23 protein-coding genes and 1 riboswitch are annotated in these 26,330 nt (G+C 70.6%); of the genes, 12 read left to right on the top strand and 11 right to left on the bottom strand.

The features are described from left to right. The first annotated feature begins 37 nt into the window (after window positions 1-37). The 8 genes from AVKW3434_RS19325 (at window position 38) to AVKW3434_RS19290 (ending at window position 9,614) form a co-directional block, all read left to right on the top strand. The gene (locus AVKW3434_RS19325) at window positions 38-1,180 is read left to right on the top strand and encodes an aminoglycoside phosphotransferase family protein (protein WP_284407112.1); all 1,143 of its coding nucleotides are present in this window, start codon (window positions 38-40) and stop codon (window positions 1,178-1,180) included. A 59-nt stretch (window positions 1,181-1,239) separates the two neighbouring features. After that, window positions 1,240-1,974, top strand: a complete 735-nt coding sequence (locus AVKW3434_RS19320) for a 16S rRNA (uracil(1498)-N(3))-methyltransferase (protein ID WP_284407111.1) — start codon at window positions 1,240-1,242, stop codon at window positions 1,972-1,974. Between the two features lie 24 nt (window positions 1,975-1,998). After that, a complete protein-coding gene (locus AVKW3434_RS19315) occupies window positions 1,999-3,411 on the top strand; it encodes a hypothetical protein (RefSeq protein WP_284407110.1) in 1,413 nt (470 codons plus the stop codon). Window positions 3,412-3,419: 8 nt separating this feature from the next. Then, the gene (locus tag AVKW3434_RS19310; protein WP_284407109.1) at window positions 3,420-4,115 is read left to right on the top strand and encodes a hypothetical protein; all 696 of its coding nucleotides are present in this window, start codon (window positions 3,420-3,422) and stop codon (window positions 4,113-4,115) included. Window positions 4,116-4,138: 23 nt separating this feature from the next. Continuing rightward, entirely contained in the window at window positions 4,139-6,973 is a 2,835-nt protein-coding gene (locus AVKW3434_RS19305) for an ATP-binding protein (RefSeq protein WP_284407108.1), read from the top strand. Window positions 6,974-6,987: 14 nt separating this feature from the next. Beyond that, window positions 6,988-7,431 (top strand): GNAT family N-acetyltransferase, encoded by a 444-nt coding sequence (locus AVKW3434_RS19300; RefSeq protein ID WP_284407107.1) that lies wholly within the window; start codon window positions 6,988-6,990, stop codon window positions 7,429-7,431. A gap of 195 nt (window positions 7,432-7,626) precedes the next feature. After that, entirely contained in the window at window positions 7,627-8,826 is a 1,200-nt protein-coding gene (locus AVKW3434_RS19295) for a GGDEF domain-containing protein (RefSeq protein ID WP_349816842.1), read from the top strand. Next, window positions 8,823-9,614: an SOS response-associated peptidase gene (locus tag AVKW3434_RS19290; protein ID WP_284407106.1), complete on the top strand. Its 792-nt coding sequence runs from the start codon at window positions 8,823-8,825 to the stop codon at window positions 9,612-9,614. Before AVKW3434_RS19295 ends, AVKW3434_RS19290 begins: the two co-directional genes overlap by 4 nt. 59 nt (window positions 9,615-9,673) lie before the next feature. Here AVKW3434_RS19290 and AVKW3434_RS19285 read toward each other — a convergent pair whose 3' ends face one another. From AVKW3434_RS19285 to AVKW3434_RS19255, 7 genes are all read right to left on the bottom strand, one after another. Next, window positions 9,674-10,570: an alpha/beta hydrolase gene (locus tag AVKW3434_RS19285; protein WP_284407105.1), complete on the bottom strand. Its 897-nt coding sequence runs from the start codon at window positions 10,568-10,570 to the stop codon at window positions 9,674-9,676. Window positions 10,571-10,722: 152 nt separating this feature from the next. Beyond that, on the bottom strand, window positions 10,723-12,219 hold the full coding sequence (locus AVKW3434_RS19280) for a M20 family metallopeptidase (RefSeq protein ID WP_284407104.1): 1,497 nt from the start codon (window positions 12,217-12,219) through the stop codon (window positions 10,723-10,725). A gap of 80 nt (window positions 12,220-12,299) precedes the next feature. Beyond that, the gene (locus AVKW3434_RS19275; protein ID WP_284397597.1) at window positions 12,300-13,520 is read right to left on the bottom strand and encodes a GGDEF domain-containing protein; all 1,221 of its coding nucleotides are present in this window, start codon (window positions 13,518-13,520) and stop codon (window positions 12,300-12,302) included. A gap of 160 nt (window positions 13,521-13,680) precedes the next feature. After that, window positions 13,681-15,657, bottom strand: coding sequence for a methyl-accepting chemotaxis protein (locus AVKW3434_RS19270; protein ID WP_284407103.1), 1,977 nt, complete (start codon window positions 15,655-15,657; stop codon window positions 13,681-13,683). Window positions 15,658-16,041: 384 nt separating this feature from the next. Continuing rightward, window positions 16,042-16,626, bottom strand: a complete 585-nt coding sequence (gene metW, locus AVKW3434_RS19265; protein ID WP_284397602.1) for a methionine biosynthesis protein MetW — start codon at window positions 16,624-16,626, stop codon at window positions 16,042-16,044. Next, on the bottom strand, window positions 16,623-17,822 hold the full coding sequence (gene metX / locus AVKW3434_RS19260; RefSeq protein WP_284407102.1) for a homoserine O-acetyltransferase MetX: 1,200 nt from the start codon (window positions 17,820-17,822) through the stop codon (window positions 16,623-16,625). Before metX ends, metW begins: the two co-directional genes overlap by 4 nt. 160 nt (window positions 17,823-17,982) lie before the next feature. Continuing rightward, a complete protein-coding gene (locus AVKW3434_RS19255) occupies window positions 17,983-18,549 on the bottom strand; it encodes a TMEM165/GDT1 family protein (RefSeq protein WP_284407101.1) in 567 nt (188 codons plus the stop codon). 26 nt (window positions 18,550-18,575) lie between these two features. Then, a riboswitch (yybP-ykoY riboswitch) is annotated at window positions 18,576-18,751 on the bottom strand. Window positions 18,752-18,980: 229 nt separating this feature from the next. Between AVKW3434_RS19255 and rbp (AVKW3434_RS19250) the strand changes: the two genes are divergently transcribed. Both rbp (AVKW3434_RS19250) and rbp (AVKW3434_RS19245) read left to right on the top strand, forming a co-directional pair. Next, entirely contained in the window at window positions 18,981-19,373 is a 393-nt protein-coding gene (gene rbp, locus AVKW3434_RS19250) for an RNA-binding regulator (RefSeq protein ID WP_092742454.1), read from the top strand. A 250-nt stretch (window positions 19,374-19,623) separates the two neighbouring features. After that, window positions 19,624-20,190 (top strand): RNA-binding regulator, encoded by a 567-nt coding sequence (rbp, locus tag AVKW3434_RS19245; RefSeq protein ID WP_284407100.1) that lies wholly within the window; start codon window positions 19,624-19,626, stop codon window positions 20,188-20,190. A gap of 126 nt (window positions 20,191-20,316) precedes the next feature. Here rbp (AVKW3434_RS19245) and AVKW3434_RS19240 read toward each other — a convergent pair whose 3' ends face one another. Genes AVKW3434_RS19240 through AVKW3434_RS19225 form a run of 4 tightly spaced genes read right to left on the bottom strand, consistent with a single transcriptional unit; the run spans window position 20,317 to window position 23,382 of the window. Beyond that, window positions 20,317-21,108, bottom strand: a complete 792-nt coding sequence (locus AVKW3434_RS19240; protein ID WP_284407099.1) for an SDR family oxidoreductase — start codon at window positions 21,106-21,108, stop codon at window positions 20,317-20,319. Between the two features lie 47 nt (window positions 21,109-21,155). After that, a complete protein-coding gene (gene lptC, locus AVKW3434_RS19235; protein ID WP_272566386.1) occupies window positions 21,156-21,773 on the bottom strand; it encodes an LPS export ABC transporter periplasmic protein LptC in 618 nt (205 codons plus the stop codon). Beyond that, window positions 21,770-22,381, bottom strand: a complete 612-nt coding sequence (locus tag AVKW3434_RS19230) for a KdsC family phosphatase (protein ID WP_284407098.1) — start codon at window positions 22,379-22,381, stop codon at window positions 21,770-21,772. Before AVKW3434_RS19230 ends, lptC begins: the two co-directional genes overlap by 4 nt. Further along, the gene (locus AVKW3434_RS19225) at window positions 22,381-23,382 is read right to left on the bottom strand and encodes a KpsF/GutQ family sugar-phosphate isomerase (protein ID WP_284407097.1); all 1,002 of its coding nucleotides are present in this window, start codon (window positions 23,380-23,382) and stop codon (window positions 22,381-22,383) included. The genes AVKW3434_RS19230 and AVKW3434_RS19225 overlap by 1 nt, the downstream gene beginning before the upstream one ends. A 58-nt stretch (window positions 23,383-23,440) precedes the next feature. On the opposite strand from AVKW3434_RS19225, the gene AVKW3434_RS19220 reads away from it, so the two are divergent. Both AVKW3434_RS19220 and AVKW3434_RS19215 read left to right on the top strand, forming a co-directional pair. Beyond that, window positions 23,441-25,426, top strand: a complete 1,986-nt coding sequence (locus AVKW3434_RS19220; RefSeq protein WP_284407096.1) for a monovalent cation:proton antiporter family protein — start codon at window positions 23,441-23,443, stop codon at window positions 25,424-25,426. Window positions 25,427-25,557: 131 nt separating this feature from the next. Further along, window positions 25,558-26,112: an adenine phosphoribosyltransferase gene (locus AVKW3434_RS19215; RefSeq protein ID WP_092742468.1), complete on the top strand. Its 555-nt coding sequence runs from the start codon at window positions 25,558-25,560 to the stop codon at window positions 26,110-26,112. The last annotated feature ends 218 nt before the right edge of the window (window positions 26,113-26,330 follow it).

The raw sequence follows: 26,330 nt of genomic DNA, 5'->3' as shown, positions 1-26,330 counted from the left end.
GGTCCGGGCAGGCCGGGTTTGTAAAATCGGATTATCCATGAGCCACCCTCCTTCCCCCATCGTGGCCGATCCGGCCCCGGCCGGCGCTGCGGCTGCCGCTCCCGCCTTTCCCGCCGTCGCCTGGCCCGACGCCGCCCGCCGCACCGCGTTCGAGGCCTGGCTGGCGCCGCTGGCCGCCACGCACGGCCTGCGCCCCGCGAGCGTGCGCCCCGCCTCGGCGGACGCGAGCTTTCGCCGCTACCTGCGCATCGACGCCGCCGACGGCACCAGCCGCATCGTGATGGACGCCCCGCCGGACAAGGAGGACTGCCGCCCCTTCGCCCACGTGCAGCGCCTGATGGCCGACGCGGGCCTGCACGTGCCCGAGGTGCTGGCCTGGGACGAGGCCCACGGCTTCATGCTGCTGTCCGACCTGGGCGCGCAGACGGTCATCGAGCGGCTCGACCCCGCGGCGCCCGAGGCAGCGCACGCCTGGTACCTGCAGGCCAGCGACGTGCTGCTGCAATGGCAGCAGGCCTCGCGCCCCGGCGTGCTGCCGCCCTACGACGAGGCCCTGCTGCGGCGCGAACTGGCCCTTTTTCCCGACTGGTACCTGGCGCGCCACCGCGGTTTGGCGCTCACAGAGGCGCAGCAGGGCGTGCTCGCCAAGACCTTCGACGTGCTGGTCGCCAACAATCTGGAAGCCCCCAGCGTGTTCGTGCACCGCGACTTCATGATGCGTAACCTCATGGCGCCCCCCGCGGGCGGTCCGCTGGGCGTGCTGGATTTTCAGGATGCGGTGCACGGCCCCATCACCTACGACATCGCCAGCCTGCTGCGCGATGCGTTCATCAGCTGGGAAGAGGATTTCGTCATCGACATTACCGTGCGTTACTGGGAAAAAGCGCGAAAGTCGGGATTGGTCGGTGCGGCGAGTGCCAGCGGCTGGGGCGCGGACTTCGGCGAGTTCTACCGCGCGGTCGAATGGATGGGCCTGCAGCGGCACCTGAAGGTGGCTGGCATCTTCGCGCGGATCACGCTGCGCGACGGCAAGCCCAAGTACCTGGCGGACACGCCGCGTTTCATCGGCTACATCCGCTCGACGGCCAGCCGCTACCGCGAGCTCAAGCCGCTGCTGCGGCTGGTGGACGAGATCGAAGGCACGCAGGAAGCCACCGGCTTCGCTTTCGGAAGAGTTTGAGTCAAAACCGCTACCGCCGCAATCAGTACTAGGGCGTGTAGCTATAAAAATAGTAGCAAATGCCCCGTTTCCATTGCCCCTTGCCCCTGGCGGGCGGCGCCGCGCTGGCGCTGCCGCCCTCGGCCGCGCGCCACGTGCAGGTGCTGCGCCTGCAGCCCGGCGACGCGATCACGCTGTTCGACGGGCGCGGGGGCGAATACGCCGCCACCATCACCCGCATGGGCCGCTCCGATGTGGACGTGGAGGTTGGCGCGCACGACCCCGTGGAGCGCGAGGTCGCACGCGCCGTGCACCTGGTGGTGGGCATGCCGGCCAACGAGCGCATGGACTGGCTCGTGGAGAAGGCCGCCGAACTGGGCGCGGCCAGCATCCAGCCGGTGGCCGCCGCGCGCAGCGTGCTGAAACTGTCGGGCGAGCGCGCGCAAAAGCGCCAGGCCCACTGGCAGGCGATCGCCGTGGCGGCCTGCGAGCAGTGCGGGCGCAACCGGGTGCCCGAGGTGCATGCCCCGCTGGCCCTGGCCGACTGGCTGCGCGCGCAGGCGGCCCAGGTCCATACGGCGGAGGGCGGCCTGGCGCGCCTCGTGCTGTCGCTGCGGGACGGCTCCCGCCCGCTGCGCGAGGCGGTCGGCAGTGCCAGCCGCTTGCAGGTGCTGCACGGCCCCGAAGGCGGGCTGACCGCGCAGGAGGAAGACCTGGCGCTGGCCCACGGTTTTGCGCCGGCCAGCCTGGGGGCGCGCGTGCTGCGGGCCGAGACCGCTTCGGTCGCCGCGCTGGCGCAGCTGGCCTTCGAATGACGACGGAACACTGAACAGGACGGCATGGAGAGCACTGTGTTGGCGGCCGAGGCGCCGTGGCCTGGAGGGGCGGAGAACGAGGGCGGGCTGTTCGACTTTTTCCGGGATGCCGATGCGGCGGGCGATTCGGCCCTGCTGTGGCGCATTGCGCGCGAGCAGGCCGTCACCCAGGCGCTGAGCGGGCTGTTCCACGGCCCGGCGGCGCTGGTGCAACTGCGGCTGTGGGCCTTCCTGCAGCTGGCGCGCCAGGGCGAGGCCACGCTGGCGCGCGAGCGCATCGACGAGATCTTCCACGCCCTGCGCCCGGAGGCGCTGGACACCGTGCTCAAGCGCTTTCGCGACGTGGGCCTGCTGGCCTGGGACGACAGCGCCCGCACCTACGCGCTGCCGCCGCTCGCGCAGCGCGTGGCCGGCCTGCTGGCGCCCCTGGCCAGCGACGGCGGCGGGGACGAGGATGGCGGCGAGCTGGCCGCGCTGCTCGGCCAGGTGGTGGGCGCCAACCAGCTCGGCGCGCTCGATGCGGGCCAGGTGCAGCTGCTGCAGGCGCAGCTCACCCGGCTGCACGGCGAATTCGCCGACGCCATCGCCAGCGGGTCGGAGTTCCGCCTGCGCGCCGCGCGCCAGCGCTACGACCGCGCGGCGGTGCTGATCGACCGCGCCTCCGAGGCCATCACCGCCATCATCGGCCACGCGCACGGCCACATCGCGCTGGAGCGCGCCGCGCGCGGGCTGGGGCAGGCCCAGTCGCGGCTGCTGGCCATGGCCAGCCAGTTCAACCGCGCGCTGCAGCAGGTGGACCGCCAGCGCGTGACCCTGGGCACCACCGGTATCACCAGCACCGACGTCAAGCGCTGGCTGCAGACCGTGCGCTCGCCCCATGCGCTGCTGGACGGCGCCCTGGGCGTGCCCGCGGGCCTGTCGGCCCTGGCCCCGCACGAGCTGCTGGACGTGACCGAGGCCGAGTTCGAACGCGACCGCCCCGTCGCCGGACCGGCCGAGGAACTGCCCGGCGCGCAGCCGGCGCCCGCCGGCAACCTCACCGCCGTGGCGCTGCCGAGCGAGCTGGGCGACCTGTCGGCCCTGCTGCAGGCCTGGTCGATCGAAGGGGATGGCGAGGCAGCGCCGCACGGCGTGGCCGCGGCGCTGCTGGGCGCCACGCCCGCCGATGCCCGTTACGCCCAGGTGGCCTACAAGGCCCAGCTGCTGCCCCTGCTGGGCGACCCCCAGGCCGGCGTGCTGCCGGGCGCCACGGGCGCGCTGGCGCGCCTGCCCTGGCGCGTGCAGTGGGAGGCCGCCACCGAGGCCATCGACCATCCCCAGGTGGAGCTGCTGAGCCAGGGCCGCATGGTGCCCGCCACCGCCGTGCCGGCCGACGCATCGGCCAAGGCTGCCACCGCGCCCGATCCTTTGCCGAACCCCGGCCCCGAGACCCTTTGAAGACCCCCATGGACGATGCCGCCCTGCTGATTGCCGAACTCCTCACGCGCCGCTGGCTGCCGCGCAGCCACCCGCGCGTCAAGCGCGCGCTGGTCGATGCCGAACTCTTCGCCCTGGTCGAGCAGCGCCTGGCCCAGGTGGGCCTGCGCTTCATGGACAGCATCTACGCCGACCACGTGAGCGTGGCCCTGCTGCCGCCCGCGCAGACCGCCGTGCTGGGCGAGGCCGGCGTCAACGCCAACAACAACCTCGACCTGCCGCGCGACGCGCAGGCGCTGCTGGTGGTGCTGTGGGCGCTGATCGTTTTACCCAAACGCGAGCGCCAGACCAGCCGCGTGGAGCAGGCCGACGAGGGCCAGAACGACATGTTCCCCGGCGCCAAGCCGCTGCCGTCCGCGCGGCTGGTGAGCCCCGTGCTGTCGTACAAGACCCTGCTGGAGGACTACGGCAACCAGTTGGGCAAGAAGATGCGGCTCGATGCCAACCTCAAGCTGCTGGAACGCCACGGCTTCATCCTGCGCCGCCAGGACGAGATCGCCGAAGGCCCGCTGCTGGACGTGCTGCTCGATTACGACGTGATGGCCCCGCGCATCCTCGACGGCGCCCTGGCCGACGTGCTGGCGCGCGAGCGCAGCGAGGCCGCTGCCGCCACGCCGGGTGCTGCCGCGCCCGCCACGGACCCCACCCCGGCGCCCGCCGCCTGACCGACGACGAACCCCGCGCCCCCATGTTCCACCTGCAAACCCTCGAACTCGTCCACTGGGACTACTGCCAGCGCGTGGCCCTGCCGCTCGATGCGTCCATCATCACCATCGCCGGGCCCAACGGCTCGGGCAAGACCACGCTGCTCGATGCCATGCGCACCCTGCTGGGCCTGCGCTGCTCGGCCCCGCGCGACTACCGCACCTACGCGCGCCACGCCGGCGCGCAGACCGCCTGGCTGCGCGCCGTGGTGGACAACCGGCCCCAGGGCCGCCAGACCTCCAGCCGCCCGTTCGCGCGGCGCCTGCTGTACGGCGACCAGGTCACGCTGGCCTGCCGCATCGACCGCAACGGCGGCGACTGGCAGCGCCGCTACTGCCTGCTCGACGGCGACGTGGGCATCGAACAACTGCGCGACACGCCCGAGAAAGACCTCGGGTTCATGGGCGTGGAGGCCTGGGGCCGCGTGCTGGGCGCGGCGGGCCTGTCGCCCGCCATCGCCCGCGTGCTCTCGCTGGAGCAGGGCCAGACCGACCGCCTGTGCGAATTCAGCCCGCGCGAGCTGCTGCGCCTGGTGTTCGATGTGTTCGGCGACCAGCAGGTGCTCGATGCCTACGACCAGGCGCGCGAGCACCAGCAGCAGCTCGTGCGCGAGATGGCCCAGGCCGAGCGCGAGCTCGACCACGGCCGCGCGCAACTGGCCGAGCTGCAAAACCGCGTGGCCAGCTATCAGAGCTGGCAGTTCAAGGTGGCCGAGCGCGAGCGCCTGGCCACCGAGGTGCTGCCCGTGCTGGCCTGGCACGGTGAGCGCGAGGCCCTGGCCAGGCAGGCGCGCGAACTGCGCCGCCAAAAGACCCAGCACCGCAGCGCCCTGGCCGACCAGGCCGTGCAGAACAAGCGCCTGCTCACGCTGATCGAGGAAAGCGCCCGCGCCCAGTCCGACGCCACCCGGCTGCTGGCCGAGCGCGACGAGGCCCGCACCGCGCTGGACGACGCCACGCGCCACGAATCGCCCCTGGAGCAACTCGCCAAGCGCGAACAGGAGCTGCTGGCGCTGGTGGACAAGGGCAGCAACGCCGACGAACTGCAGGCCCACCTGGCCCGGCTGCAGGCCGAAGAGGCCGAGGCGCAGGACGAGCGATCGGCCCTGCAGCAGCGGCGCAAGCTCGCGCAGCAGGCCCTCCAGGCCCTGGAAGGCCAGCACCTGCCGCCGCTGCCGCACGAGGTGCAGCAGTTCCGCAAGCGCCTGGTGGCCCAGGGCATCGGCCACCGGTTCGTGGCCGAGGTGGTCGAGGTGGCCGACGAGCAATGGCGCGCCGCCATCGAAGGCGTGCTGCGCGGCCACCGCTGGGTGGTGCTGCTGGACAAGGACAGCGACCTGGCCGAGGCCTACGAGATCGGCGAGCGCGAGCGCTACCGCCACTACCTCGTCGGCCCGGGCGAGAAGGCCCTGAAGGGCGATCCCGGCACGCTGCTGTCCCACGTGCGATTCACCGCGCCCGTGCCGCGCTGGCTGGTGCAGCAGATGCAGCAGCTGCGCTGCGTGGCCGATCCGCGCGAGGGCAAGCGCCTGGGCGGCACCTGGATCACGCCGCAGGCCTACATGCACGACGGGCGCGGCGCCCGTTCCATGTGGGTGGAACCGCGCGAGCACCAGTTCGGCGCCGCGGCCGTGCATGCCCGCCGCGCCGCCGCCGAGCGCGACGCGGCCCAGATCGATGCGCAGCTCGCGCCCGTGCTGGACCGCGTGCTGGCACTCAAGCGGCAGATCACCGACACCCGCCGCGCGCTCGAAGGCCACAGCGCCGCCGAAGAGCTGGCGCGCCGCAGCGACGAGTTCGCCCAGGCGCGCGAGGTGCTGCCCGCGGCCAGGCAGGCACGCATCGCCGCCGCCCAGCGCTGGCAGCGCCTGGACACCGAGGCCACCCGCGCCCACGACCGCCACCGCGCCTTCGCCGACGAGCACCAGCGGCTGGAGCAGCAACTGCAGCGCGCCCGCAGCGACAGCGACCGCGCCGCGCACGAATGGACCGCCCGCCGGCGCAACCACGTGGCCGCGGCCGGGCACAGCCAGCGCCAGCGCCACGGCTTTCCGCCGCGCTGGATCGCTCCGGCCACGCGCGAGGCCCTGGTGGACGAATACGTCAACGACACCCAGGCCCGCCTGCGGCTGCAGTCCGTGGAGCAGGAGCTGGAGCACAACACCTGGGAGCAGGACGCCACGGTGGAGGAGCGCCACCGCCGCATGGAGACCACCGTGCGCGAGCAGACCCTGAGCCTGTCGGACCACCAGGCCAAGAATGCCCAGGCCGGCACCGCCGTGCACAACGCGCGCGAGAGCTACATCGAGGTGCTGCGCAGCACCGTGCGGCGCTACCGCAAGAACATCCAGGAACTGGGCGCGCTGGCCGGCGTGGAGGTCGCGGCCGACCTGCCGCTGCTGGAGAACGACGACACCGTGCTCGCGCAGGCGGGCCTCAAGGTGCACTTCGCGTTCGACGGCAAGGGCAGCATCGGCATGAACGACGGCGAGGCCTCGGGCGGCCAGCAGGTCATCAAGTCGCTCATCCTGCTCGTGGGCCTGCTCAAGGACGAGGAAAGCGGCTCGGGCGGCTTCGTGTTCATCGACGAGCCCTTCGCCCACCTGGACGTGCGCAACATCCAGCTGGTCGGCCACTTTCTGCGCTCCACCCAGGCGCAATACGTGCTGACCACGCCCATCACCCACAACCTGGAAGTCTTCGAGCCCGCCGAGATCACCCTGGTGACCAGCAAGAAGCCCCAGGGCTCGCGCTGGGCCCCGCCCATCGCGGTGGCCAAGCGCCGCGGCGTGCCGGTGCTGGAGCCGGTGCCGGCATGAAAGGTGCCATTGCCATGACCCAAGACCCCGACGCTGCCCTGCAAATCCGGAGGCTTTTGCCTGCGCAGTGGAAGGACGCCCATCCGGTGATGGCGCAGCTGCGCGCGCTGGACGAGGCCGAGTTCCTGCGGCGTGTGCGCCAGCAGTCGTGCACCGGCTATGAACTCGTGGGCGCCTACCAGGGCGGCGCCTTGGTCGGGGTCATGGGAATGCGGCCCGTGCAGACCCTGGCGCGCGGTGCCTACCTGCATGTCGATGACCTCGTGGTGGATGCCGCGGTGCGGGGCAGCGGCGCCGGCCGGGCGCTGATGGCCTACGCCGAAGCCGATGCGCAGGCGCGCGCCATGGCCGTGGTGTTCCTGGACGCACGGCCCGAGGCCATCGCGTTCTACGAGCGCGGGGGCTACGCGCTCCACCCGGCACCGTCGATGAAGAAACGGCTCGCGGCCGTCCCCTGACAGCGACAGGGCGGGGGCGGCGTTGCAAGGCTGAGCAAGAAGGATGGGTGTAAACCCGCATCGCGTGCCTCGGCGCGGGCGCGCGGGCGACAGGACTCCTAGAATCCCGCAGGCACCATCGGTGCTGGCCCACCCGGCGGCGCCGTGGGCCGCCCGATGGCCGGCCTGGCCTGCGACCCACTCCGAGGAGACCCCTTGCCGCCACGGCTTGCGAGATGGCGCGACCGCGCCCTGTTCCCGACCCCGTCCCGCGTGCTCGATGGGCTGCTGGGCACGGAACGGCGCCTGCGCGTGCGCTCGGCCATGGCGGGGTTGGCGGGGCTGCTCATGCTGTGCTGCGTGTTGGCGATGCACATCGTGGCGCGGGCGGGCATCGCGGATGCGCAATGGGTCCGCTGGTGGATTCTGTTTTGCATCTCGGGCCTGATCGGGGTGTTCGCGCTGATCCGCAGCGGGGTGTCGCGGCGCTTTCGCGACCCTTCGCTCACGCTGTTCCAGATGCTCTATGCCGTGGCCTGCAACGCCGCGGCCTTCGTGATCGCGGGGCCGGCGCGGGGCATCACGCTGCCGATCCTGGCGGTGATCCTGATGTTCGGGATCTTCGGTCTGTCCACGCGGCAGATGGTGGGCGTGCTGTTCTATTCGCTCGCGGCGTTCGGGGCCGGGGGCGTGCTGCTGGAACTGCGCGAGGACCTGCACCAGGGCCCCGCGATGGCGGCCGCCTACGCGATCATGATCCTCGTGGTGCTGGTGGGCAGCACCTTCCTCACCACGCGGGTGCAGGCCACGCGCCAGCAGCTGCGCCAGCAAAAGCACGATCTGGCCGAGGCGCTGGAGCACATCCGCGAGCTGGCCACGCACGACGAACTGACCGGGCTGCTCAACCGCCGCCACATGATCGAGCTGATGCGGCTGGAGCAGCGCCGCACCGCGCGCAGCGGGCATTCGCTGGTGCTGGTGCAGCTGGACCTGGACCATTTCAAGGCCATCAACGACACCCACGGCCATGCGGCGGGCGACCGCGCGCTGCAGGCCTTCGCCCGCTCGGTGAAAGCCAGCGTGCGCGACTCCGACGTGCTCTCGCGCTGGGGCGGCGAGGAGTTCGTGCTGATGCTGTGCAACACCCAGCCGGCCGATGCCAGCGCGCTGCTGGAGCGGGTGCGCAGCACCGTCTCGGCGCTGCGGCTCACGCATCCGGGGTCGGCGCCGATCCACCTGACCGTCTCCATCGGCCTGGCGCAGCACGTGGTGGGCGAGTCGATCGAGCAGACGCTGGAGCGGGCGGACCGCGCGCTCTATGCGGCCAAGGCGCAGGGGCGCGACCGGGCGGTCTGGGCTGCCCCGTGCGAGGAAGGGGCGGGGGCGGCCGGGGCCGCAGGTACGATCCCCGGATGACCACGCGCTACGAGACCCTGCCCCTGCCCGAAACCTACCGCGAGGCCTTCGGCGTGGAGCCGCCGGACACGCGCGGCGAACGCTACGTGAAGCCCCGCAAGCCCGGCTTCTTCATCCGCGCCGTGGCGCCCCCGCTGGGCACGCCCGGGTCGGAGCCCACCGATGTCCCGCCGGGCGATGCTGAATCGATTGCCGGGGCAGACCCGGATGTAGGCCCCGATGCCGCTCCCGATGCGGAAGGGGTGCCCCGGCTGGCGCGCGAACTGGTGCACGCCCAGTGGGGGCTGGTGCCGCACTGGGTGAAATCGGCCTCCGACGGGCGGCTGCGCGCCCCCAAGCTGGTGAACGCGCGCTCCGAGACGGTTTCCACCGCCACGCCGTTCCGCGAGGCGTGGCTGAAAGGCCAGCGCTGCATCGTGCCCATGGCGGCGTTTTTCGAGGACGACTGGCGCAGCGGCAAGGCCGTGCCCACGCGCATCGCGCGCGTCGATGGCCTGCCGATGGGCGCGGCGGGGCTGTGGGCCCGCTGGACCGGCCCCGAGGGCGAGGAGCTGGTCAGCTACACCGTGCTCACCGTGAACGCCAACAGCCATGCGCTGATCCACCGCTACCAGCCGCCCGGCAGCGAAAAGCGCATGCCGGCCCTGCTCAACGAGGGCGCCTACGGCGCCTGGCTGTCGGCCCGGCCGGAGAAGGCGCGGGAGTTCATGCGCCAGTACCCGGCCAACTGGCTGCTGGCCAACCCGGTGGAAAGCAAGGCCGACAAGGGGCCTCCCGCTTTCCTGTGACCCGGACCGGCGCAATGCCTGCAGGTTGCTATTAAAAATATAGCAATATGCCCTAGTGGTTATTGTGCTGGAGCCCGATTTTGTTCCAGGCCGCTGGCGCGGGGGCAGCGGGCGTCCAGCCATTGCTGCAAGGCCGCGAACACCGGCGCGGCGTGCTCCGGGCTTTCCTTGAACAGCTCGTGGTACGCCAGGGCGAACTCCTGCGCGTGCACCACGCCCGGTGGGGCGGCGCGGGCGAAGGCCCGGCTGCCGGCGGGGTTGACCAGCCGGTCGGCGCCTGCCCACATCAGCAGCGTGGGCACGCTCCATTGCGCGGCGCGGGCCACGACGGCCGGGCCGGTGTAGGCGATGAAGCGCGCGAGCCCGGCGCCGATGCGGTCGTGGCAGCGCGGGTCGGCGCGGTAGGCCGCGACGACGGCGGGGTCGTGGGACAGGTGGGCGGGGTCGATCCCGGTGGCCAGGCGCAGGTTCGGCAGCAGGCGGGGCAGGGTGGCCACCAGGAACTTCTGCGTCCAGCTCAGGTCCGGGTCCAGCGCGGGGGAGGACAGCACCAGCGCGTCCACGGGGCGCAGCGCCTGCGCCACGAAGTCCGCCGCCACCAGCCCGCCCAGGCTGTGGCCCAGCAGCACCAGCGGCTGGCCGGGCGGCATCCGGGCCCGCGTCGCATCGACGATGTCGGCCAGGTCCACCATCAGCCGGTTCGGCGGCGTGAGGGCGCCGCGCAGCCCGCCGGATTCGCCATGGCCGTACTGGTCGTAGCCGCGCACGGCAAAACCCCAGGCGTTCAGCCGCCGGGCGAGCCGGTTGTACCGGCCCACGTGTTCGCCCAGGCCGTGCACCAGCAGCACGGTGGCGCGCGCGTCGGCGTGGGGCAGCGGCCAGTCCTGCAGGGCGAGGTTTTCGCCATCGGCGGCGGTGAAGGGGCTGAGGGTGGAGGGGGCGTCGGGATCGACCATGCGATGGGGCGGGGGCTTGTCGGAAAAGGCGCGCCATGGTGGCGCGCGCGGGAAAGGGGGTGGGCGCGGCCGGTGTCAGCCCGTGCGCCCCGCGCCGGGGCGCGGGCGGGTTCTGGCGATGGCCGCGGCCACGGTGGCGGTGGGCAGCGGCTTCAGGCGGCCGCGGCCGTGCTGTCCTGCGCGCCGGCGGGCGGCAGGCTGGCGATGACCTGCGCCACGGCGGCGGTGAGCTTCTTGGCGTAGGGCACTTGCAGGAACTCGTTGGGGCCGTGCGCGTTGCTCTTGGGGCCCAGCACGCCGCAGACCATCATCTGCGCCTTCGGAAAGCCCTGGCTCAGCATGTTCATGAGCGGGATGGTGCCGCCCTGGCCGATGTAGCCGCACGGCGCGCCGAAGTGGGCCTGGCTGGCGGCGTTGAGCGCGCCCTCGAACCACGGTGCGGTGTCGGGCGCGTTCCAGCCGCTGGCCGCGCCGCCGCCCTCGAAGGTGACCTTGGCCTGGTAGGGCGCGTTGTCCTCCAGCAGCGCCTTCATCTCCTGCACGCACTGCGCGGCGTCCACCAGCGGGGGCAGGCGCAGGCTGAGCTTGAAGGCGGTGTAGGGGCGCAGCACGTTGCCCGCGTCCTTCAGGGCCGGAAAGCCCTCGGCGCCGGTCACGCTGAGCGTGGGCTCCCAGGTGCGCTTGAGCAGGGCCTGCACCGGGTCGGTGGTGGTGGGCAGCGCGAAGGTGGTGGAGCCGCCGCAGTCGTAGTGCGCCCAGGGAAAGCGCTTGTACACCTCTTCGCCCAGGATGCCGGCGGTGGCGCGGGCCTGCGCCAGGCGGTCGGTGGGCACTTCACAGTGGAAGCTGGCGGGCAGCAGGCGGCCGGTGGCACTGTCCTCGAGCCGGTCCAGCACCTGACGCATGATGCGGAACGACGAGGGCACGAGGCCTGACGAATCGCCCGAGTGGATGCCCTCGGTGAGGATCTCCACCTTGAGCGTGCCGCTGGCCATGCCGCGCAGGCTGGTGGTGAGCCACAGCTGGTCGTAGTTGCCGGCGCCGCTATCGAGGCAGATCACCAGGGCCACGCTTCCCAAGCGGGTGCGCAGCAGGTCGATGTAGGGCAGCAGGTCGCCCGAGCCGCTTTCCTCGCAGGTCTCGATCAGGCCGACGATGCGCGGGTGCGGCACGTTCTGGCGCTTGAGCTCCTGCACGGCGGCGATGCTGGCATACACCGCGTAGCCGTCGTCGGCGCCGCCGCGGCCGTAGAGCTTGCCGTCCTCGTACTTGGGAGTCCAGGGCCCCAGGTCCTTGCGCCAGCCCTCGAACTCGGGCTGCTTGTCCAGGTGGCCGTACATCAGCACGGTCTGGCCCGACTGGGGCTGCGTGGCGGCCACCTCGAAGAACAGCACCGGCGTGCGGCCGGGCAGGCGCACGATCTCGAGCGTGAGGCCCGCCACCTTCTGCGCTTCGACCCAGTTCGCGGCATTGCGCAGCACGCGGTCCAGGTATCCAAGCTGCTCCCAGTCGGGGGCGAAGCCGGGCGACTTGGCGGGGATCTCGATGTATTCGGTGAGCTGGCGCAGGATGTCGCCGTCCCATTGGCGGCTGACGTGGGCCAGGGCTTCGGCGGGTTGCAGGAGGTCGGGGGCGGTGCGGGCGTTCATGGCGGTTCCTCGGGGGGCGTTCCAGGAAAAGAGCCTGCCACCGGCCGCGGCATCCGGCGGGCGCGCCGGTGCGTTGCAGTTCACCGCTCCGGTGGAGGAAGGGTTTCCGGATTGTCGTGCAGTGCGGAGGCGGGCACCACCCCGCGCAGATCGCCCGCGACGGCAACGCGGTTGCGGCCGCTGCGCTTGGCCTCGTACATGGCGCGGTCGGCGGCGGCGATCAGCATGTCCCAGCTGTCGCCCTCCTCGATGCGCCCGCCGAACACGCCGATGCTCAGGGTGACCGGCACGGTGTGCCCGCCCAGGTCGAAGCGCGTCTGCTCGATCGCCCGGCACAGCTGGATCGCCAGCTGCCGCGCGCCGTGCAGCGGCGTGTCGGGCAGCACCACGAGAAACTCCTCGCCCCCATAGCGCCCGATCATGTCCTGCGCCCGCAGGCGCTCGCCCATGGCATCGACCACGCGGCACAGCACCTGGTCGCCCACGAGGTGGCCCAGCCCGTCGTTGATGCGCTTGAAGTGGTCGATGTCCACCATCATGAGCGAGAGCGGCTCGCGCGTGCGGATGGCCCGGGCGATGTCGCGGTCCAGCGCGGCGATGGCCGCGCGGCGGTTGGCCACGCCCGTGAGCGGGTCGCGCGCGGCCATGCGGCGGTTGGTGTCGTCGGCGCGGTCGCGCGCCATGAAGATGAAGCCGAACGACGAGGCCTGCACGGCGATGAAGGTGGACAGGAACGTGGCGTGCTGCAGCCAGCCGCCCTGCAGCAGCCCGTTCAGCGGCATGGCGCCTGTCGCCGCGGCCACGGCGCGCACCACCAGCACCGACATCTGCAGCACGATGCCCAGCGCCACCAGGCCGGCGCCGCGCCCGGGCGATGGAAAGCGCCACAGCGTCCACAGCACCAGGGCCAGCTGCGCGGGAAAGACCACGCCCGCCAGCACCAGGCGCATTTCGTAGTCCTGCAGGAACGCCAGGAAGAGCGCCAGCGTGAGCACGACCGGCCCGATCAGCCGCCCCCAGGGCAGCGGGCGGCGGTGGAACTGGCACACGGCCGCCAGCAGGCAGGCGAACACGCTGGACAGCAGGCCGTTGGCGACCACGATGGAGAGCATGTCCGGCACGCGGCCGCGCAGGGCCAGCAGCACGTAGGCCAGCGACTGCAGCACCAGGGCGGCGGCCCACAGGCCCAGGCCGTCGCGGCGGCGCTCGTGGCCTACCAGCACCAGGCAGGCGGCCATGACGACGGAACCGATGACGGTCATCGCCAGCAGCGTGGGCAGATCGATGGCAAAAGTGGGCATGTCGGGTGCGGTGGGGCGTGCCGGCCAGGGCAGCTCGGGGGCCGCAGCATATACCACCGCACCGGCCGGCCGGTTGGCGCGGGTGGGGTGGATGGGCGCGGCGGCGCAGCGCGAGCGGCGCCGCCGTTGGTGCGCCGCTTGGCGCGGGGGTGTGTTCCGCTCAGCCCGCGGTGAGGGCGGGGCGCGCGGGCCGGGCGAGCGGCGTGGCCTGCGCCGTGGTCAGGCGGAACACCTGCACGGCATCCGCCAGCTGCGACGCCTGGTCGCGCAGGCTTTGTGCCGCCGCGGCCGATTCCTCCACCAGCGCGGCGTTCTGCTGCGTCATCTGGTCGAGCTGGTTGACGGCCGTGTTGACCGTGACGATGCCGTCCGACTGCTCGGACGCGGCGGCGGTGATCTCCCCGATGATGTCGCCCACCCGCTGCACCGAGCCCACGATCTCGCCCATGGTGCGCCCGGCGTCCTCCACCAGCCGCGTGCCGGCCTCCACCCGGGCCACCGAGTTGCCGATGAGCGCCTTGATCTCGCGCGCCGCCTCGGCGCTGCGCCCGGCCAGCGAGCGCACCTCGCTCGCCACGACGGCGAAGCCCCGGCCCTGCTCGCCCGCACGGGCCGCCTCCACGGCCGCGTTCAGCGCGAGGATGTTGGTCTGGAAGGCGATGCCGTCGATCACGCCGATGATGTCCGCGATCTTGCGCGAGCTGGCATCGATGTCGGCCATGGTGGACACCACCTCGCCCACCACGCGCCCGCCGCGCTGGGCCACCTCGGCGGCCGATCCGGCCAGCTGGTTGGCCTGCCGCGCCGCATCGGCCGACTGGCGCACCGTGCCCGTGAGTTGCTCCATGCTCTGCGCCGTCTGGGCGATGCTGCTGGCGGCGTTCTCGGTGCGCGCCGACAGGTCCTGGTTGCCGGTGGCGATCTCGGCGCTGGCGGTGGTGATGCTGTCCACCGCCGTGCGCACCTGCTGCAGCACCTGCAGGTAGCGCTGGCGCATGCCTTCCACCTCGCGCACCAGGGCGCCCATCTCGTCGGCGCGGCGCGTCTCGAACGCCTGGGTGAGGTCGCCCTGCGCTACCAGCGTCACGGCGCCGGTCAGCTCGCGCAGCGGCTCGCTCACGCCGCGGCGCACCATCGCGAAGATGCCCGCGCCCACCACCGCCAGGGCGACGGCCATCACCAGCCACACCGCCCCCATCGCGCGCCGCTGGCTGGCCAGCGCCTCGTGGTCGGACACCTCGGCCACCACCTGCCAGCCCGAGCCGGTCCGCAGGCTCATGGCCCACGGGTCCGCGCCCTGGGCGGGCAGCAGCGCGGCGGCCTGCGGCACGAAGCCGTCGGCGCTGGTGTTCAGGGCGGCGAGGAAATCGGCCGCGCCCGGATAGGCCTCCAGCACCTTCTTGCCGCGCGCCGTGGGGTGCGCGACGAACACCGCATCCTGCGGGCCCTTGCGCGGATCGATCACGTACATGCCGCCGTGCTCGTAGAACTGCATGCTGGCCACCTGCTTTTGCATCTGCTCCTGGAAGGCCGACAGGTCGTTGCCCACGAACAGGATGGCGATCACCTTGCCCGCCGCATCCTTCACCGGCGCGTAGTGCGCCATGTAGGGCTTGCCGAACAGCATGGTGCGGCCCGTGTAGGGCTGGCCCGCGAGCATGGGCGGGTAGGCGGGGCTGGCGCGGTCGAGCAGCGTGCCCTGGGCGCGCTCGCCCTTTTCGTTCTTCACCGAGGTGGTGATGCGGATGAAGTCCTCACCCTTCCTCGCGAACACCGTGGCCACGCCGCCCGTGTCCTGGCTGAACTTGTCCACCGTGCCGTAGTCGGCGTTCACCGCGATGCCGAAGCTCGTCAGCTGCCCGCTGGCTTCGTCCAGCTGCATGCTGGGGTCGAAGCCGCGCTGGAACGCCTGGGCCGAGCGGCGCACCAGCTCGCGGTTGGCCTCGTCCACCGCGTTGAGCGACTGGCCCACGGCATCGACCGCATCGCGCACGCCTTCGGTGATCTGGGTGCGTGCGGCTTTCGTCGTGATGACCGAGATCGCGATGCTCACCGCGATCAGGGCGAGGGCGACGAGCGCCAGCGCCAGCAGGGTGACGCGGCGGGCAACCGATCGGGTGCGGACAGATGGGGTCATGGCGGTTTTTTTCGGTTCGGTCGCAGGGGTGGGAGCAGGGGTGGGAGCAGGGGCGGATACGCTGCGGAAGACGCCGGCCCCATCGTAAGCAACCGTAACTTTGGCAGGATGAAGGCATTCCTTTAAGGGAAAACCCTATGTATTGAAGGATTTAGCCTGCTTGGCAGTAGCGCTTTCGTCCGCGAAAAATGCCTTTAGCGCATGTTCTTCTAGGGCATATTGCTATGCAAATAATAGCGATCGGGTTTTCGTGCGTTTTGTAGCACTTGTGACACTTCTGCGGTGTCGGCGACCCGGTGCAGGGAAGCCTCGGGCACATGGGACACCGCCCGACGCAGCCCCGTGCCTCGGCAAGTCGCCCGCCGGGCCGCAGCCCCGCGCCCGTCAGGCGTGCTCGAAGTGGAACACCGCCGTGCCCGCCAGGGCGTTCGGCAGAAAACGCACCTCGCGGCCGTCCTGCAGGCCGAAGGCGTCGATCACGCGCAGGGCGTTCTTGTGCGCAAGCACCTCGAAATCCTTGAACGTGCCCACGCGGATGTTGGGCGTGTCGTACCACTGGTAGGGCAGCCGGCGCGTGACGGGCATGCGCCCGCGCAGCACCGACAGCCGGTTGGGCCAGTGCGCGAAATTGGGAAACGCCACCACGCCCGCGCGGCCCACGCGGGCCGTCTCGCGCAGCATCACCTCGGTGTTGCGCAGGTGCTGCAGCGTGTCGATCTGCAGCACCAGGTCGAACGAGTTGTCGCCGAACATCGCCAGCCCTTCCTCCAGGTTGAGCTGCACCACGTTGACCCCGCGGCGCACGCAGGCGAGCACGTTGGCGTCGTCGATCTCGATGCCGTAGCCCGTGCAGCCGCGCTCGCGTTGCAGGTACGACAGCATCGCGCCGTCGCCGCAGCCCAGGTCCAGCACCCGCGCGCCGTGCGGCACCAGCCGGGAAATCGCATGCATGGTGGCTTTCTCGGTCATGCGAACTCCTTGGCGATGCTGTCGAAGTACGAGCCGACGACGCCCATGTAGCGGGCGTCGTCGAGCAGGAAGGCGTCGTGGCCGTGCGGCGCGTCGATCTCGGCGTAGCTCACGTCGCGGCGGTTGTCGAGCAGCGCCTTCACGATCTCGCGGCTGCGCGCGGGCGAAAAGCGCCAGTCGGTGGTGAAGCTCACCAGCAGGAACCGGGCCGTCGCGCGCGCCAGCGCCAGCGTGAGGTTGCCGCCGTGGGCGAGCGCGGGGTCGAAGTAATCGAGCGCGCGGGTGATCAGCAGGTAGGTGTTGGCGTCGAAATACTCGCTGAACTTGTCGCCCTGGTAGCGCAGGTAGCTCTCGATCTGGAACTCGATGTCCTGCGTGCTGTAGCGGTAGCCCGGCCCCGCGCCGGGCGTGCCTGGGGCGGCCGGTGCACCGCCGGCGGTGCCTGCCGGCAGCGTCTCCTCCATCACCGTCTGGCGCAGCTGGCGGCCGAATTTCTCGTTCATCACGTCGTCCGACAGGTACGTGATGTGGCCGATCATCCGCGCGATGCGCAGGCCGCGCTGCGGGATCGCCCCGTGCCGGTAGAAGTGCCCGCCATGGAAGTCCGGGTCGGTCACGATGGCCCGGCGCGCCACCTCGTTGAAGGCGATGTTCTCCGCCGTGAGATTGGGGGCGCTGGCCACCACCACCGCATGGCGCACGCGCTCGGGGTACTGCAGCGTCCACGACAGCGCCTGCATGCCGCCCAGGCTGCCGCCCAGCACCGCCGCGAGCTGCTGCACGCCGATGCGGTCCAGCAGGCGGGCCTGCGCGTTCACCCAGTCCTCCACCGTCACCACGGGGAAGTCGGCGCCGTACACCTCGCCGGTGTCCGGGTGCGTGTCCATCGGGCCGGTCGATCCGAAGCACGAGCCCAGGTTGTTGATGCCGATCACGAAGAAGCGGTTCGTGTCCACCGGCTTGCCGGGGCCGATCATGTTGTTCCACCAGCCCTCGCTCTTGGGCTGGCCTTCGTACACGCCCGCCACGTGGTGCGAGGCGTTCAGCGCATGGCACACCAGCACCGCGTTGGAGCGGTCGGCGTTGAGCGTGCCGTAGGTCTCGAAGGCGAGGGTGTAGTCGCGGATGGCACCGCCGCCCTGCAGCGGCAGCGCGTCGGCGAAATGCAGGGACTGGGGCGTGGCAATGAAGGACATGAAAAAACCCGGCGTCGCTAAAAACGAGGCCGGGTCGGTGTGTCTGTCACTTGGCGGACGGGTCTTTAGCGGTATTTATAAAGCGCCCGCAAGCTATGCAAATCGGCGCGAGAGGCACTATACCAAAGCCCGGGCCCGCCGGCCATGGGCCCGTGCGCGTTCAGGCCGCGGGTGCGAAAAGCGCGATCAGCCCCAGCGCGAGGAAGATCACCGCCGACACCATGTGCACCGCGCGGATCGGCACCCGCCGCGTAATGCGCTCGCGCAGCCACACCACGGGCGCGTTGGCCAGCATCATGCCCAGCGTCGTGCCGGCCACCACCCACCAGTAGGCGCTGTAGCGCGCGGCCAGCATCACCGTGGCGACCTGGGTCTTGTCGCCCATCTCGGCCAGGAAGAACGCGATCAGCGTGGTGCCGAACACGCCAAAGCGCGGCGCGCCGCCCGATGCGTCGTCGTCCAGCCGGTCGGGGATGAGCATCCACACCGCCATCGCGATGAACGACAGCCCGAGACCCCAGCGCAACACCTGCGGCCCCACGACGGTCGTCACCCAGGCGCCCACGGCGCCGGCCAGCGCGTGGTTGGCCAGCGTGGCGACCAGGATGCCAAGCACGATCGGCCAGGGCTTGCGAAAACGCGCCGCGAGAACGAGGGAAAGGAGTTGGGTCTTGTCGCCCATCTCCGCGAGGGCGACGATGGCGGTCGAAACGAAAAAGGCTTCCATGGGGGCAGGGGATTGTCCGGCCGGACAGGTCGCAGAACATTGACTGCACCCCGACGCCGGCCTTTGGGATCGGTGTGCAGTCAATGGTCTCGCCCAGTTCCGATGGAACCGCATGCACCACAGGCCGCGCAGGCCCGAGTTTGTTGATGCATGCCCCCGTGCGGTCTGTGCGCCGGGCGGGCTACTCCCCAAAGACGGGCCGATTGTAACGATGCGCTTCCAGCCTTCGGGTAAATACCCAACGAAAACGTTGCAGACGCGCCAATTTTCGCGCTTGGACCCCGAATAGATGGTTAATAATGGGCCTTGCCTTTCTGCCAAGCAGGAACGCAAGTAGCGGTGATTGGTCGGTTTCGCGTCTTTGAAGTCGTCACAGGTTTGTTGATTGCGTCGGGCTCCATCGCGTTTTCTTGTTTTTTTAGGAGTCCTTCATGGGCAACAAACTCTACGTGGGCAACCTGCCCTATTCTTTCCGCGACGACGACCTGCAACAAACGTTCAGCCAGTACGGCGCCGTGCAAAGCGCCAAGGTCATGATGGAACGTGACACCGGCCGCTCCAAGGGTTTCGGCTTCGTCGAAATGGGCAGCGATGCCGAAGCGCAAGCCGCCATCCAAGGCGCGCATGGTCAAAACTTCGGCGGCCGTGACCTCGTGGTCAACGAAGCCCGTCCGATGGAACCCCGTCCCCCCCGCAGCGGTGGCGGCGGCTTCGGTGGCGGCAACGGCGGTGGCGGCGGCTACGGCGGTGGTGGCGGCCGCAGCGGTGGTTTCGGCGGCGGTGGTGGCGGTGGTGGCTACGGCGGTGGCCGCAGCAGCTACTAAGCTCACGCTGACAGCATTTCAAAAAAGGGTCCTTCGGGGCCCTTTTTTCATGGCTGAGCCAGCGCGTTTGGCCCGTGTCCGGCACCTTGCTTTTTTGCGGAATTTATGGCCCATAATGCATTGGCGAGATATTTTTCGCGTCGACGTTTGCGGGGATCCGTCAGTTTCGCGCATGGGACATCTTTGTGATTCACTGGCTGCGTTTTCGGGACTCCATCGCTTTATCAATGTGTTTTTGAGGAGTCCCGTAATGGGCAACAAACTGTACGTCGGCAATTTGCCGTACTCGGTGCGTGACAGTGACCTGGAGCAGGCCTTCGGCCAATTCGGAGCCGTGACGAGCGCCAAAGTCATGATGGAGCGCGACACGGGCCGCTCGAAGGGCTTTGGCTTCGTCGAGATGGGCAGCGACCCTGAAGCGCAAGCCGCCATCCAGGGCATGAACGGCCAGCCTCTGGGCGGCCGCAGCATCGTGGTGAACGAGGCGCGCCCCATGGAACCCCGTCCCCCCCGCAGCGGCGGTTTTGGTGGCGGCGGTGGTGGTGGCGGATACGGCGGCGGTGGCGGCGGATACGGCGGCGGCGGTGGTCGCAGCGGTGGCGGTGGCTACGGTGGCGGCCGCAGTGATGGCGGCGGCGGTGGCTACGGTGGTGGTGGCCGCGGCGAAGGCGGTGGTGGTGGTTATGGCGGCGGCGGTGGTCGCGGCGATGGCGGTTTCCGCAGCCCCTACGGCTCCGGTTCGCGCAATGGCGGCGGCGGTGGCCGCAGCGGTGGTGGCGGTGGCGGCTATGGTGGTGGCGGCAACGGCGGCTACTGATCCTCTCCCGCAGCGAGGGCCCTTCCCATCCGTGAAGGCTTCTCGCGCAAGAACAAAAGGCCCCTTGTCAGGGGCCTTTTTTGTGGGCGCCGCCGGCTGGAATCCCGAAGCGGGCCCCGTGCCCGGTCAATGCGGGGCGCCGCTTTTTTGCCGGTGCTTTCTCGGGCGGCCCGACAGCAGGCGGTCGAAAAGCCCGTTCGGCAGCACACGCAGCAGCTTGGCCACCACGCCCATCTGCCAGGGAATGACGCGGTAGCTCGCGCCCGCGCGGATCGCGGCGAACGCGCGGTCGGCAAAGTCCCCGGGCTGCATCAAAAAGGGCATGGCGTAGCGGTTCTGCCGGGTGAGCGGGGTGTCGATGTACCCAGGGCACAGCGTGACCACCCGCACCCCCGACGAACGCAATTCGCCCCGCAGGCTTTCGCAGTAGCTGATGACCGCCGCCTTGCTGCCGCAGTACGCGCCGTGGCCGGGCAGGCCCCTGATGCCGGCGACGCTGCCGATGCCCACGAGCGCCCCGCTGCCGCGTTGGGCCATCGCATCCACGAACGGCTGGAACGTGGCCGCCATGCCGATGTTGTTGGTGGCGAAGGTGCGGGCCATCACGTCGATGTCCTCGCGCACGGCGGTGTCCATGCCCACGCTGATGCCCGCGTTGGCGATGACGACATCGGGCACCCCTTGCCGGGCCATGCAGTCCTGGCCCGCCGCCACGATGCTGTCGGGCTGGGCCACATCGGCGCTATAAATTTGATAGCTATCTGCCGGGATGTTGCTTGTGCTGGCCCACGATTGCATCTCTGCCGTGCGGCGGGCCACCAGCGCGAGCCGGTAGCCGGCCTGGTGAAAGCGCAGGGCGAGCGCCTGGCCGATGCCGCTGGATGCGCCGGTGATGAACACCAGGGGGCTGGAAGGCATAGGGGCTCCTGAGGGATGGTTGGGCATCGTGCGCCGTCCAGTGCCGGTCACTTGCCGGCCGGCGGCATCAGCATGCCCTTCACGCGGCCCTGCAACTGCATGATCTGGCTGAGGTTGTTGTAGTCCATGGTGTCCGCGGTGAACTGGTCCTTGCCCCGCGTCAGCGTGACCGGCTGGTTCGACTGCACCCGCTCGTCGTTCAGCCACGCGTGCAGGAACTCGCCCCGGAACTGCAGGCGCGGCAGCGGCTCGCGCCCGGGCCGCACCAGGGGCTCGCGGGTGACGATGGCGTTGCCGAACAGCTGCACCTCGGAGCCGTCCGCATTGGTGAGCGCGCGGTCGGCCGTGGCGATGGTCAGGCGGCCATCGGGCGCGACCGAGCGCATGTGGGCCTTGTCGATCTCCAGCGTGTCGGTGTCCAGGTAGTGGCGCGCGAAGTCGCCGCGGACATCGCTTTGCAGCCGGCCGGTGGCATCGAAGCTCTTGACCGAGAAGGTCTTCATGAAATAGTCCGGCTCGTGCGTCGGCGGGCGTTCCTGCACGGGCTTGGCCGGTGTGGGCGCGTTGCGCACCAGCCACCACGTGCCCAGCGCCATGAGCCCCATGAGGGCCACGGGAAGGTAGATGGACAGCCGGTCCCAGCCCCGGCGCAGCGTGGCGATCATGCGGTGTAGGCCTCCAGCAGTTGGGCATAGCGGCCGCTGGCCACCAGCAGCAGGTCGCAGAACTCGCGCGCCGCGCCGGCCCCGCCCGCTGCGGCGGTGACGTGGTGGGCCACGGCGCGGGCCTCGATGTGGGCATGGCAGGGCGCGCAGGCGAGGGCGCAGCGGCGCATCAGGGGCAGGTCGGGCCAGTCGTCGCCGATCACGGCGGCCTGTGCCCAGTCGAGTCCCAGTTCGGCCAGGATGGATTCGGCGGCCGGGCGCTTGTCTTCGGTGCCGAAGCGGGCATGCACCACGCCCAGGTTCTTCAGGCGCAGGCGCAGCGCGGGGGCATCGCGCCCCGTCACCACGGCGGGGGTGATTCCGGCCTTTTGCAGCAGCTTGATGCCGTGGCCGTCGAGCGTGTGAAAGCGCTTGAGCGTCTCGCCGGCTTCGCTGAAGTACAGGCCGCCGTCGGTGAGCACGCCGTCCACGTCGAAAAACGCCACGCGCACGCCCTGCGCGCGCAGCAGCAGTTGCGCATCGAACTGCAGGGCGGGCCGCAGGGGCGGCAGCGGCTGGCTGGCGGGCGTTGCCGCACCGGCCGTGGCGCGGGCGAGGGGCTGGTCCATCATATGACCTTCGCGCGCATCAGGTCGCCGATGTGCACCACGCCGACGAGAAGGCCGTCCGGATGGGCCACCAGCACGCTGGTGATGGCGTGGCGCTCCATCATTTCGGCGGCGTCCACGGCCAGCGCGTCGGGGGCGATGGTGCGCGGGCCGGGGTGCATGACCTCGCCCGCGGTGGCGTCGCGCAGTTCCGCGCCGGCTTCGATGCGCCGGCGCAGGTCGCCGTCGGTGAAGATGCCGAGCACGCGGCCCGCACCGTCCACCACGGCCGAGGCGCCCAGGCGCTTGGCGCTCATCTCGCGCATGAGTTCGCTGAACGATGCGCCGGGCGCCACGCGCGCGATCTCCTCGCCCGAGCGCATGACGTCGCTCACGTGCGTGAGCAGCTTGCGGCCCAGGGCCCCACCGGGGTGGGAGCGCGCGAAGTCTTCGGGCCGGAACCCGCGGGCGTCCAGCAGGGCGACGGCCAGGGCGTCGCCCATGGCCAGCTGCGCGGTGGTGCTGGCGGTGGGTGCCAGGTTGAGCGGGCAGGCCTCGCGGTCCACGCTGCAGTCCAGCACCAGATCGGCATGGCGCGCCAGGGTGGACTGAAGCCCCCCGGTCATGGCCACGAGCGGCACGCCCAGGCGCTTGAGCACGGGCAGCAGCACGGTGAGCTCGGCGCTTTCGCCGCTGTTGGAAATGCCCAGGACCAGATCGCCCGGGGTGACCATGCCCAGGTCGCCATGGCTGGCTTCCGCAGGGTGCACGAAAAAGGCGGGCGTGCCGGTGGAGGCCAGGGTGGCGGCGATCTTGCGGCCGATGTGGCCGCTCTTGCCCATGCCCATCACCACGACGCGCCCCGTGGTGGCGAGCACGCGCTCGACGGCGCTGGCGAAGCTCGCGTCCACGCGGGCCGACAGGCCGGCCAGGGCGGCGGCCTCGATATCGAAGGTTTCGCGGGCCAGGCGCAGCGCCTGGTCGGCATGGAAGGGCGCAGGCGCGGCGGGGGCGGAAAGCATGCGCGGATTCTATCGGCCGGACCATGGGCCTGCGCCGCGCCTGGGCTAGCATCCGTGCATGTCCTCACTTGCCTTGACGTTGCTCTACCTGCTGGCTGCCGTGCTGGGGGTGGTGGCGTGCCGCAGCCTCAAGCTGCCGCCGATGCTGGGCTACCTGGCGGCCGGCATCCTGATCGGGCCCCATGCGCTGGCGCTGGCCCAGAACTCCGAAGGCGTGCGCCACCTGGGCGAGTTCGGCGTGGTGTTCCTCATGTTCGCCATCGGCCTGGAGTTCAGCCTGTCCAAGCTGCGCGCCATGCGGCAGTTCGTGTTCGGCCTGGGCCTGATGCAGGTGGCGCTGACCATGGCGGCCACCATGGCGGGCGTGCTGCTGCTGTCGCGCTACGTGGGCGGCATCTGGGACATGGGCTGGCAGACGGCGCTGGCCCTGGCCGGCACGCTGGTGATGAGCAGCACCGCCATCGTGGTCAAGCTGATGGCCGAGCGGGCGGAACTGGAGAGCGAGCACGGCCGCCGCGTCCTGGGCATCCTGCTGTTCCAGGACCTGGCCGTGGTGCCGCTGCTGGTGCTGATCCCGGCGCTTGGCTCCCGGCCGGACCAGCTGTTCGTCGCGCTGGGCCTGGCGCTGCTCAAGGCCACGGTGCTGGTGGGCGTGTTGCTGGCGGGTGGCCAGCGGGTGATGCGCTGGTGGCTCACGCTGGTGGCGCGCCGCAAGAGCGACGAGCTGTTCATGCTGAACCTGCTGCTCATCACGCTGGGGCTGGCCTGGCTGACCGAGACGGCGGGGCTGTCGCTGGCGCTCGGTGCCTTCATCGCCGGCGTGCTGGTGTCCGAAACCGAATACCGCCACCAGGTGGGCACGGACATCCGGCCCTTCCACGACGTGCTGCTGGGCCTGTTCTTCATCACCGTGGGGATGATGCTGGACTGGCACATCCTGCTGGAGCGCTGGGCGCTGGTGCTGCTGCTCCTGGTGGTGCCCCTGCTGGTCAAGGCCGGCGTGATCCTGGTGCTGGCGCGCGCCATGGGCGCCACCACGGGCGTATCGCTGCGCACGGGGCTGTATCTGGCGCAGGCGGGGGAGTTCGGTTTCGTGCTGCTGTCGCTCACGCAGGAGCACGGGCTGGTGCAGCCCGCACTGATGAACCCCATCCTGGCCGCGATGGTGCTGTCGATGCTGGCGACGCCGTTCCTCATCCTGTACAGCAACCGCATCGTGATGAAGCTGGTCGCCAGCGACTGGCTGCAGCAGTCGCTGCAGATGACCACCATCGCACGCAAGTCGATCAACACCAGCAAGCACGTGCTGATCTGCGGCTATGGGCGCTGCGGCCAGAACCTGGCGCGGATGCTGGAGCGCGAAGGCATTCCCTACATGGCGCTGGACCTGGACCCCGACCGGGTGCGCCAGGCCGCGGCGGCCGGGGATTCCGTGGTGTACGGCGATGCCACGCGGCTGCAGGCCCTGATGGCGGCCGGGCTGGTGCGCGCCAGTGCCGTGGCGGTGACGTACCTGGACATTCCCGCCACGCTCAAGGTGCTGGCCAACACGCGCGAGCACGCGCCGCAGGTGCCGGTGGTGGTGCGCACGCAGGACGACCAATACCTCGACAAATTGCAGGCCGCCGGCGCGACCGAGGTGGTGCCCGAGGCCATCGAAGGTTCGCTGATGCTGGCCAGCCATGCGCTGGCGCTGGTCGGTGTGCCCATGCGGCGCGTGCTGCGCCTGGTGCAGGACCAGCGCGATGCCCGCTACAACCTGCTGCGCGGCTACTTCCACGGGGCGGACGACGACACCGTGTCCGAGCGCGACCAGGAGCGGCTGGCGTCCATCACGCTGCCCCCCGGGGTGCGGCCGCTGGGCCAGGCGCTGGGGCCGCTGGCCCTGCATGCGATGGGCGTTCGGGTGGTGAACCTGCGCCACAAGGACGGCCGCATGTCGCAGCCGGACGATGCCACGGTGCTGGCGGAAGGCGACACGCTGGTGCTCTCGGGCCACCCCACGGCGCTGGCGCTGGCGGAAGACGCCTTGCTGCGGGTGTGAGCGCCCGGCAGCCGCAAGCGGCTGCCCCGCCGATACACTGCATTCCTTCCCTTCTTTCCCTCCCCCGGCGTGGCGGCACCTGTGCTGCCGTGAGCGGGCGGCCTTTTCCTTCCAGCCTTCTCCACCGCGCCATGCAAGCCCTCAGCGTCAACGAATACCTTCGCCAGCACATCCGCACGGTGCCCGACTGGCCCGCGCCGGGCGTGCAGTTCCGGGACATCACCCCGCTGCTGCAGGACCCGAAGGTGTTCCGCGTGCTCATCGATGCCTTCGTGCACCGCTACATGGACCGGGCCCTGCGGCCCGATGTGGTGGCCGGGCTGGATGCGCGCGGCTTCATTCTGGGCGCGGTCGTGGCCTATGAGCTGAACGTGGGCTTCGTGCCGATCCGCAAGAAAGGCAAGCTGCCCTTCACCACGGTCGAGGAAACCTACGAACTGGAATACGGCAGCGCCACGGTGGAGTTGCATGCCGACGCCGTGAAGCCGGGTGATCGCGTGCTGCTCATCGACGACCTGATCGCCACGGGCGGCACGATGATGGCGGGCAAGAATCTGCTGGAGCGGCTGGGCGCGACGGTGACCGAGGGAGCGGCCATCGTGGACCTGCCCGAACTGGGTGGCTCGCAGCGCCTGCGGGACGCGGGCCTGCCGCTGTACACGCTGGTGGACTTCGCCGGCCACTGAGCCCGGGTACGGAAAGCCACTGGCCGGGCCCGCCACGGCCCCCGGGTGGGCAGGCGCGATAAAATTAGCAATCATTCTCATCCGGCGGATTCGTTCCGGCGTTCGGCTGGAGACCGCCGCGGCGTGGGGCGTTGGCGCTGCTGCAGATGGAATGGCTTTTCTCGTTCGCTTCTTTCCTGGGTTCCGTCCGCTATGTCCCGCCTTGTCCCGTTCGACCC

The sequence above is a fragment of the Acidovorax sp. SUPP3434 genome, from assembly GCF_030159015.1.
Classification (GTDB): Bacteria; Pseudomonadota; Gammaproteobacteria; order Burkholderiales; family Burkholderiaceae_C; genus Paracidovorax.
Note: the sequence above shows the minus strand (reverse complement) of the source record. Positions and strands in the feature narration are given on the sequence as shown.

Bases quoted from the DNA above. Each gene is read 5' to 3' on its own strand.
- AVKW3434_RS19325 (WP_284407112.1), top strand. From the start codon at position 38: ATGAGCCACCCTCCTTCCCCCATCGTGGCCGATCCGGCCCCGGCCGGC.
- AVKW3434_RS19320 (WP_284407111.1), top strand. From the start codon at position 1,240: ATGCCCCGTTTCCATTGCCCCTTGCCCCTGGCGGGCGGCGCCGCGCTG.
- AVKW3434_RS19315 (WP_284407110.1), top strand. From the start codon at position 1,999: ATGGAGAGCACTGTGTTGGCGGCCGAGGCGCCGTGGCCTGGAGGGGCG.
- AVKW3434_RS19310 (WP_284407109.1), top strand. From the start codon at position 3,420: ATGGACGATGCCGCCCTGCTGATTGCCGAACTCCTCACGCGCCGCTGG.
- AVKW3434_RS19305 (WP_284407108.1), top strand. From the start codon at position 4,139: ATGTTCCACCTGCAAACCCTCGAACTCGTCCACTGGGACTACTGCCAG.
- AVKW3434_RS19300 (WP_284407107.1), top strand. From the start codon at position 6,988: ATGACCCAAGACCCCGACGCTGCCCTGCAAATCCGGAGGCTTTTGCCT.
- AVKW3434_RS19290 (WP_284407106.1), top strand. From the start codon at position 8,823: ATGACCACGCGCTACGAGACCCTGCCCCTGCCCGAAACCTACCGCGAG.
- AVKW3434_RS19285 (WP_284407105.1), bottom strand. From the start codon at position 10,570: ATGGTCGATCCCGACGCCCCCTCCACCCTCAGCCCCTTCACCGCCGCC.
- AVKW3434_RS19280 (WP_284407104.1), bottom strand. From the start codon at position 12,219: ATGAACGCCCGCACCGCCCCCGACCTCCTGCAACCCGCCGAAGCCCTG.
- AVKW3434_RS19275 (WP_284397597.1), bottom strand. From the start codon at position 13,520: ATGCCCACTTTTGCCATCGATCTGCCCACGCTGCTGGCGATGACCGTC.
- AVKW3434_RS19270 (WP_284407103.1), bottom strand. From the start codon at position 15,657: ATGACCCCATCTGTCCGCACCCGATCGGTTGCCCGCCGCGTCACCCTG.
- metW (WP_284397602.1), bottom strand. From the start codon at position 16,626: ATGACCGAGAAAGCCACCATGCATGCGATTTCCCGGCTGGTGCCGCAC.
- metX (WP_284407102.1), bottom strand. From the start codon at position 17,822: ATGTCCTTCATTGCCACGCCCCAGTCCCTGCATTTCGCCGACGCGCTG.
- AVKW3434_RS19255 (WP_284407101.1), bottom strand. From the start codon at position 18,549: ATGGAAGCCTTTTTCGTTTCGACCGCCATCGTCGCCCTCGCGGAGATG.
- rbp (WP_092742454.1), top strand. From the start codon at position 18,981: ATGGGCAACAAACTCTACGTGGGCAACCTGCCCTATTCTTTCCGCGAC.
- rbp (WP_284407100.1), top strand. From the start codon at position 19,624: ATGGGCAACAAACTGTACGTCGGCAATTTGCCGTACTCGGTGCGTGAC.
- AVKW3434_RS19240 (WP_284407099.1), bottom strand. From the start codon at position 21,108: ATGCCTTCCAGCCCCCTGGTGTTCATCACCGGCGCATCCAGCGGCATC.
- lptC (WP_272566386.1), bottom strand. From the start codon at position 21,773: ATGATCGCCACGCTGCGCCGGGGCTGGGACCGGCTGTCCATCTACCTT.
- AVKW3434_RS19230 (WP_284407098.1), bottom strand. From the start codon at position 22,381: ATGGACCAGCCCCTCGCCCGCGCCACGGCCGGTGCGGCAACGCCCGCC.
- AVKW3434_RS19225 (WP_284407097.1), bottom strand. From the start codon at position 23,382: ATGCTTTCCGCCCCCGCCGCGCCTGCGCCCTTCCATGCCGACCAGGCG.
- AVKW3434_RS19220 (WP_284407096.1), top strand. From the start codon at position 23,441: ATGTCCTCACTTGCCTTGACGTTGCTCTACCTGCTGGCTGCCGTGCTG.
- AVKW3434_RS19215 (WP_092742468.1), top strand. From the start codon at position 25,558: ATGCAAGCCCTCAGCGTCAACGAATACCTTCGCCAGCACATCCGCACG.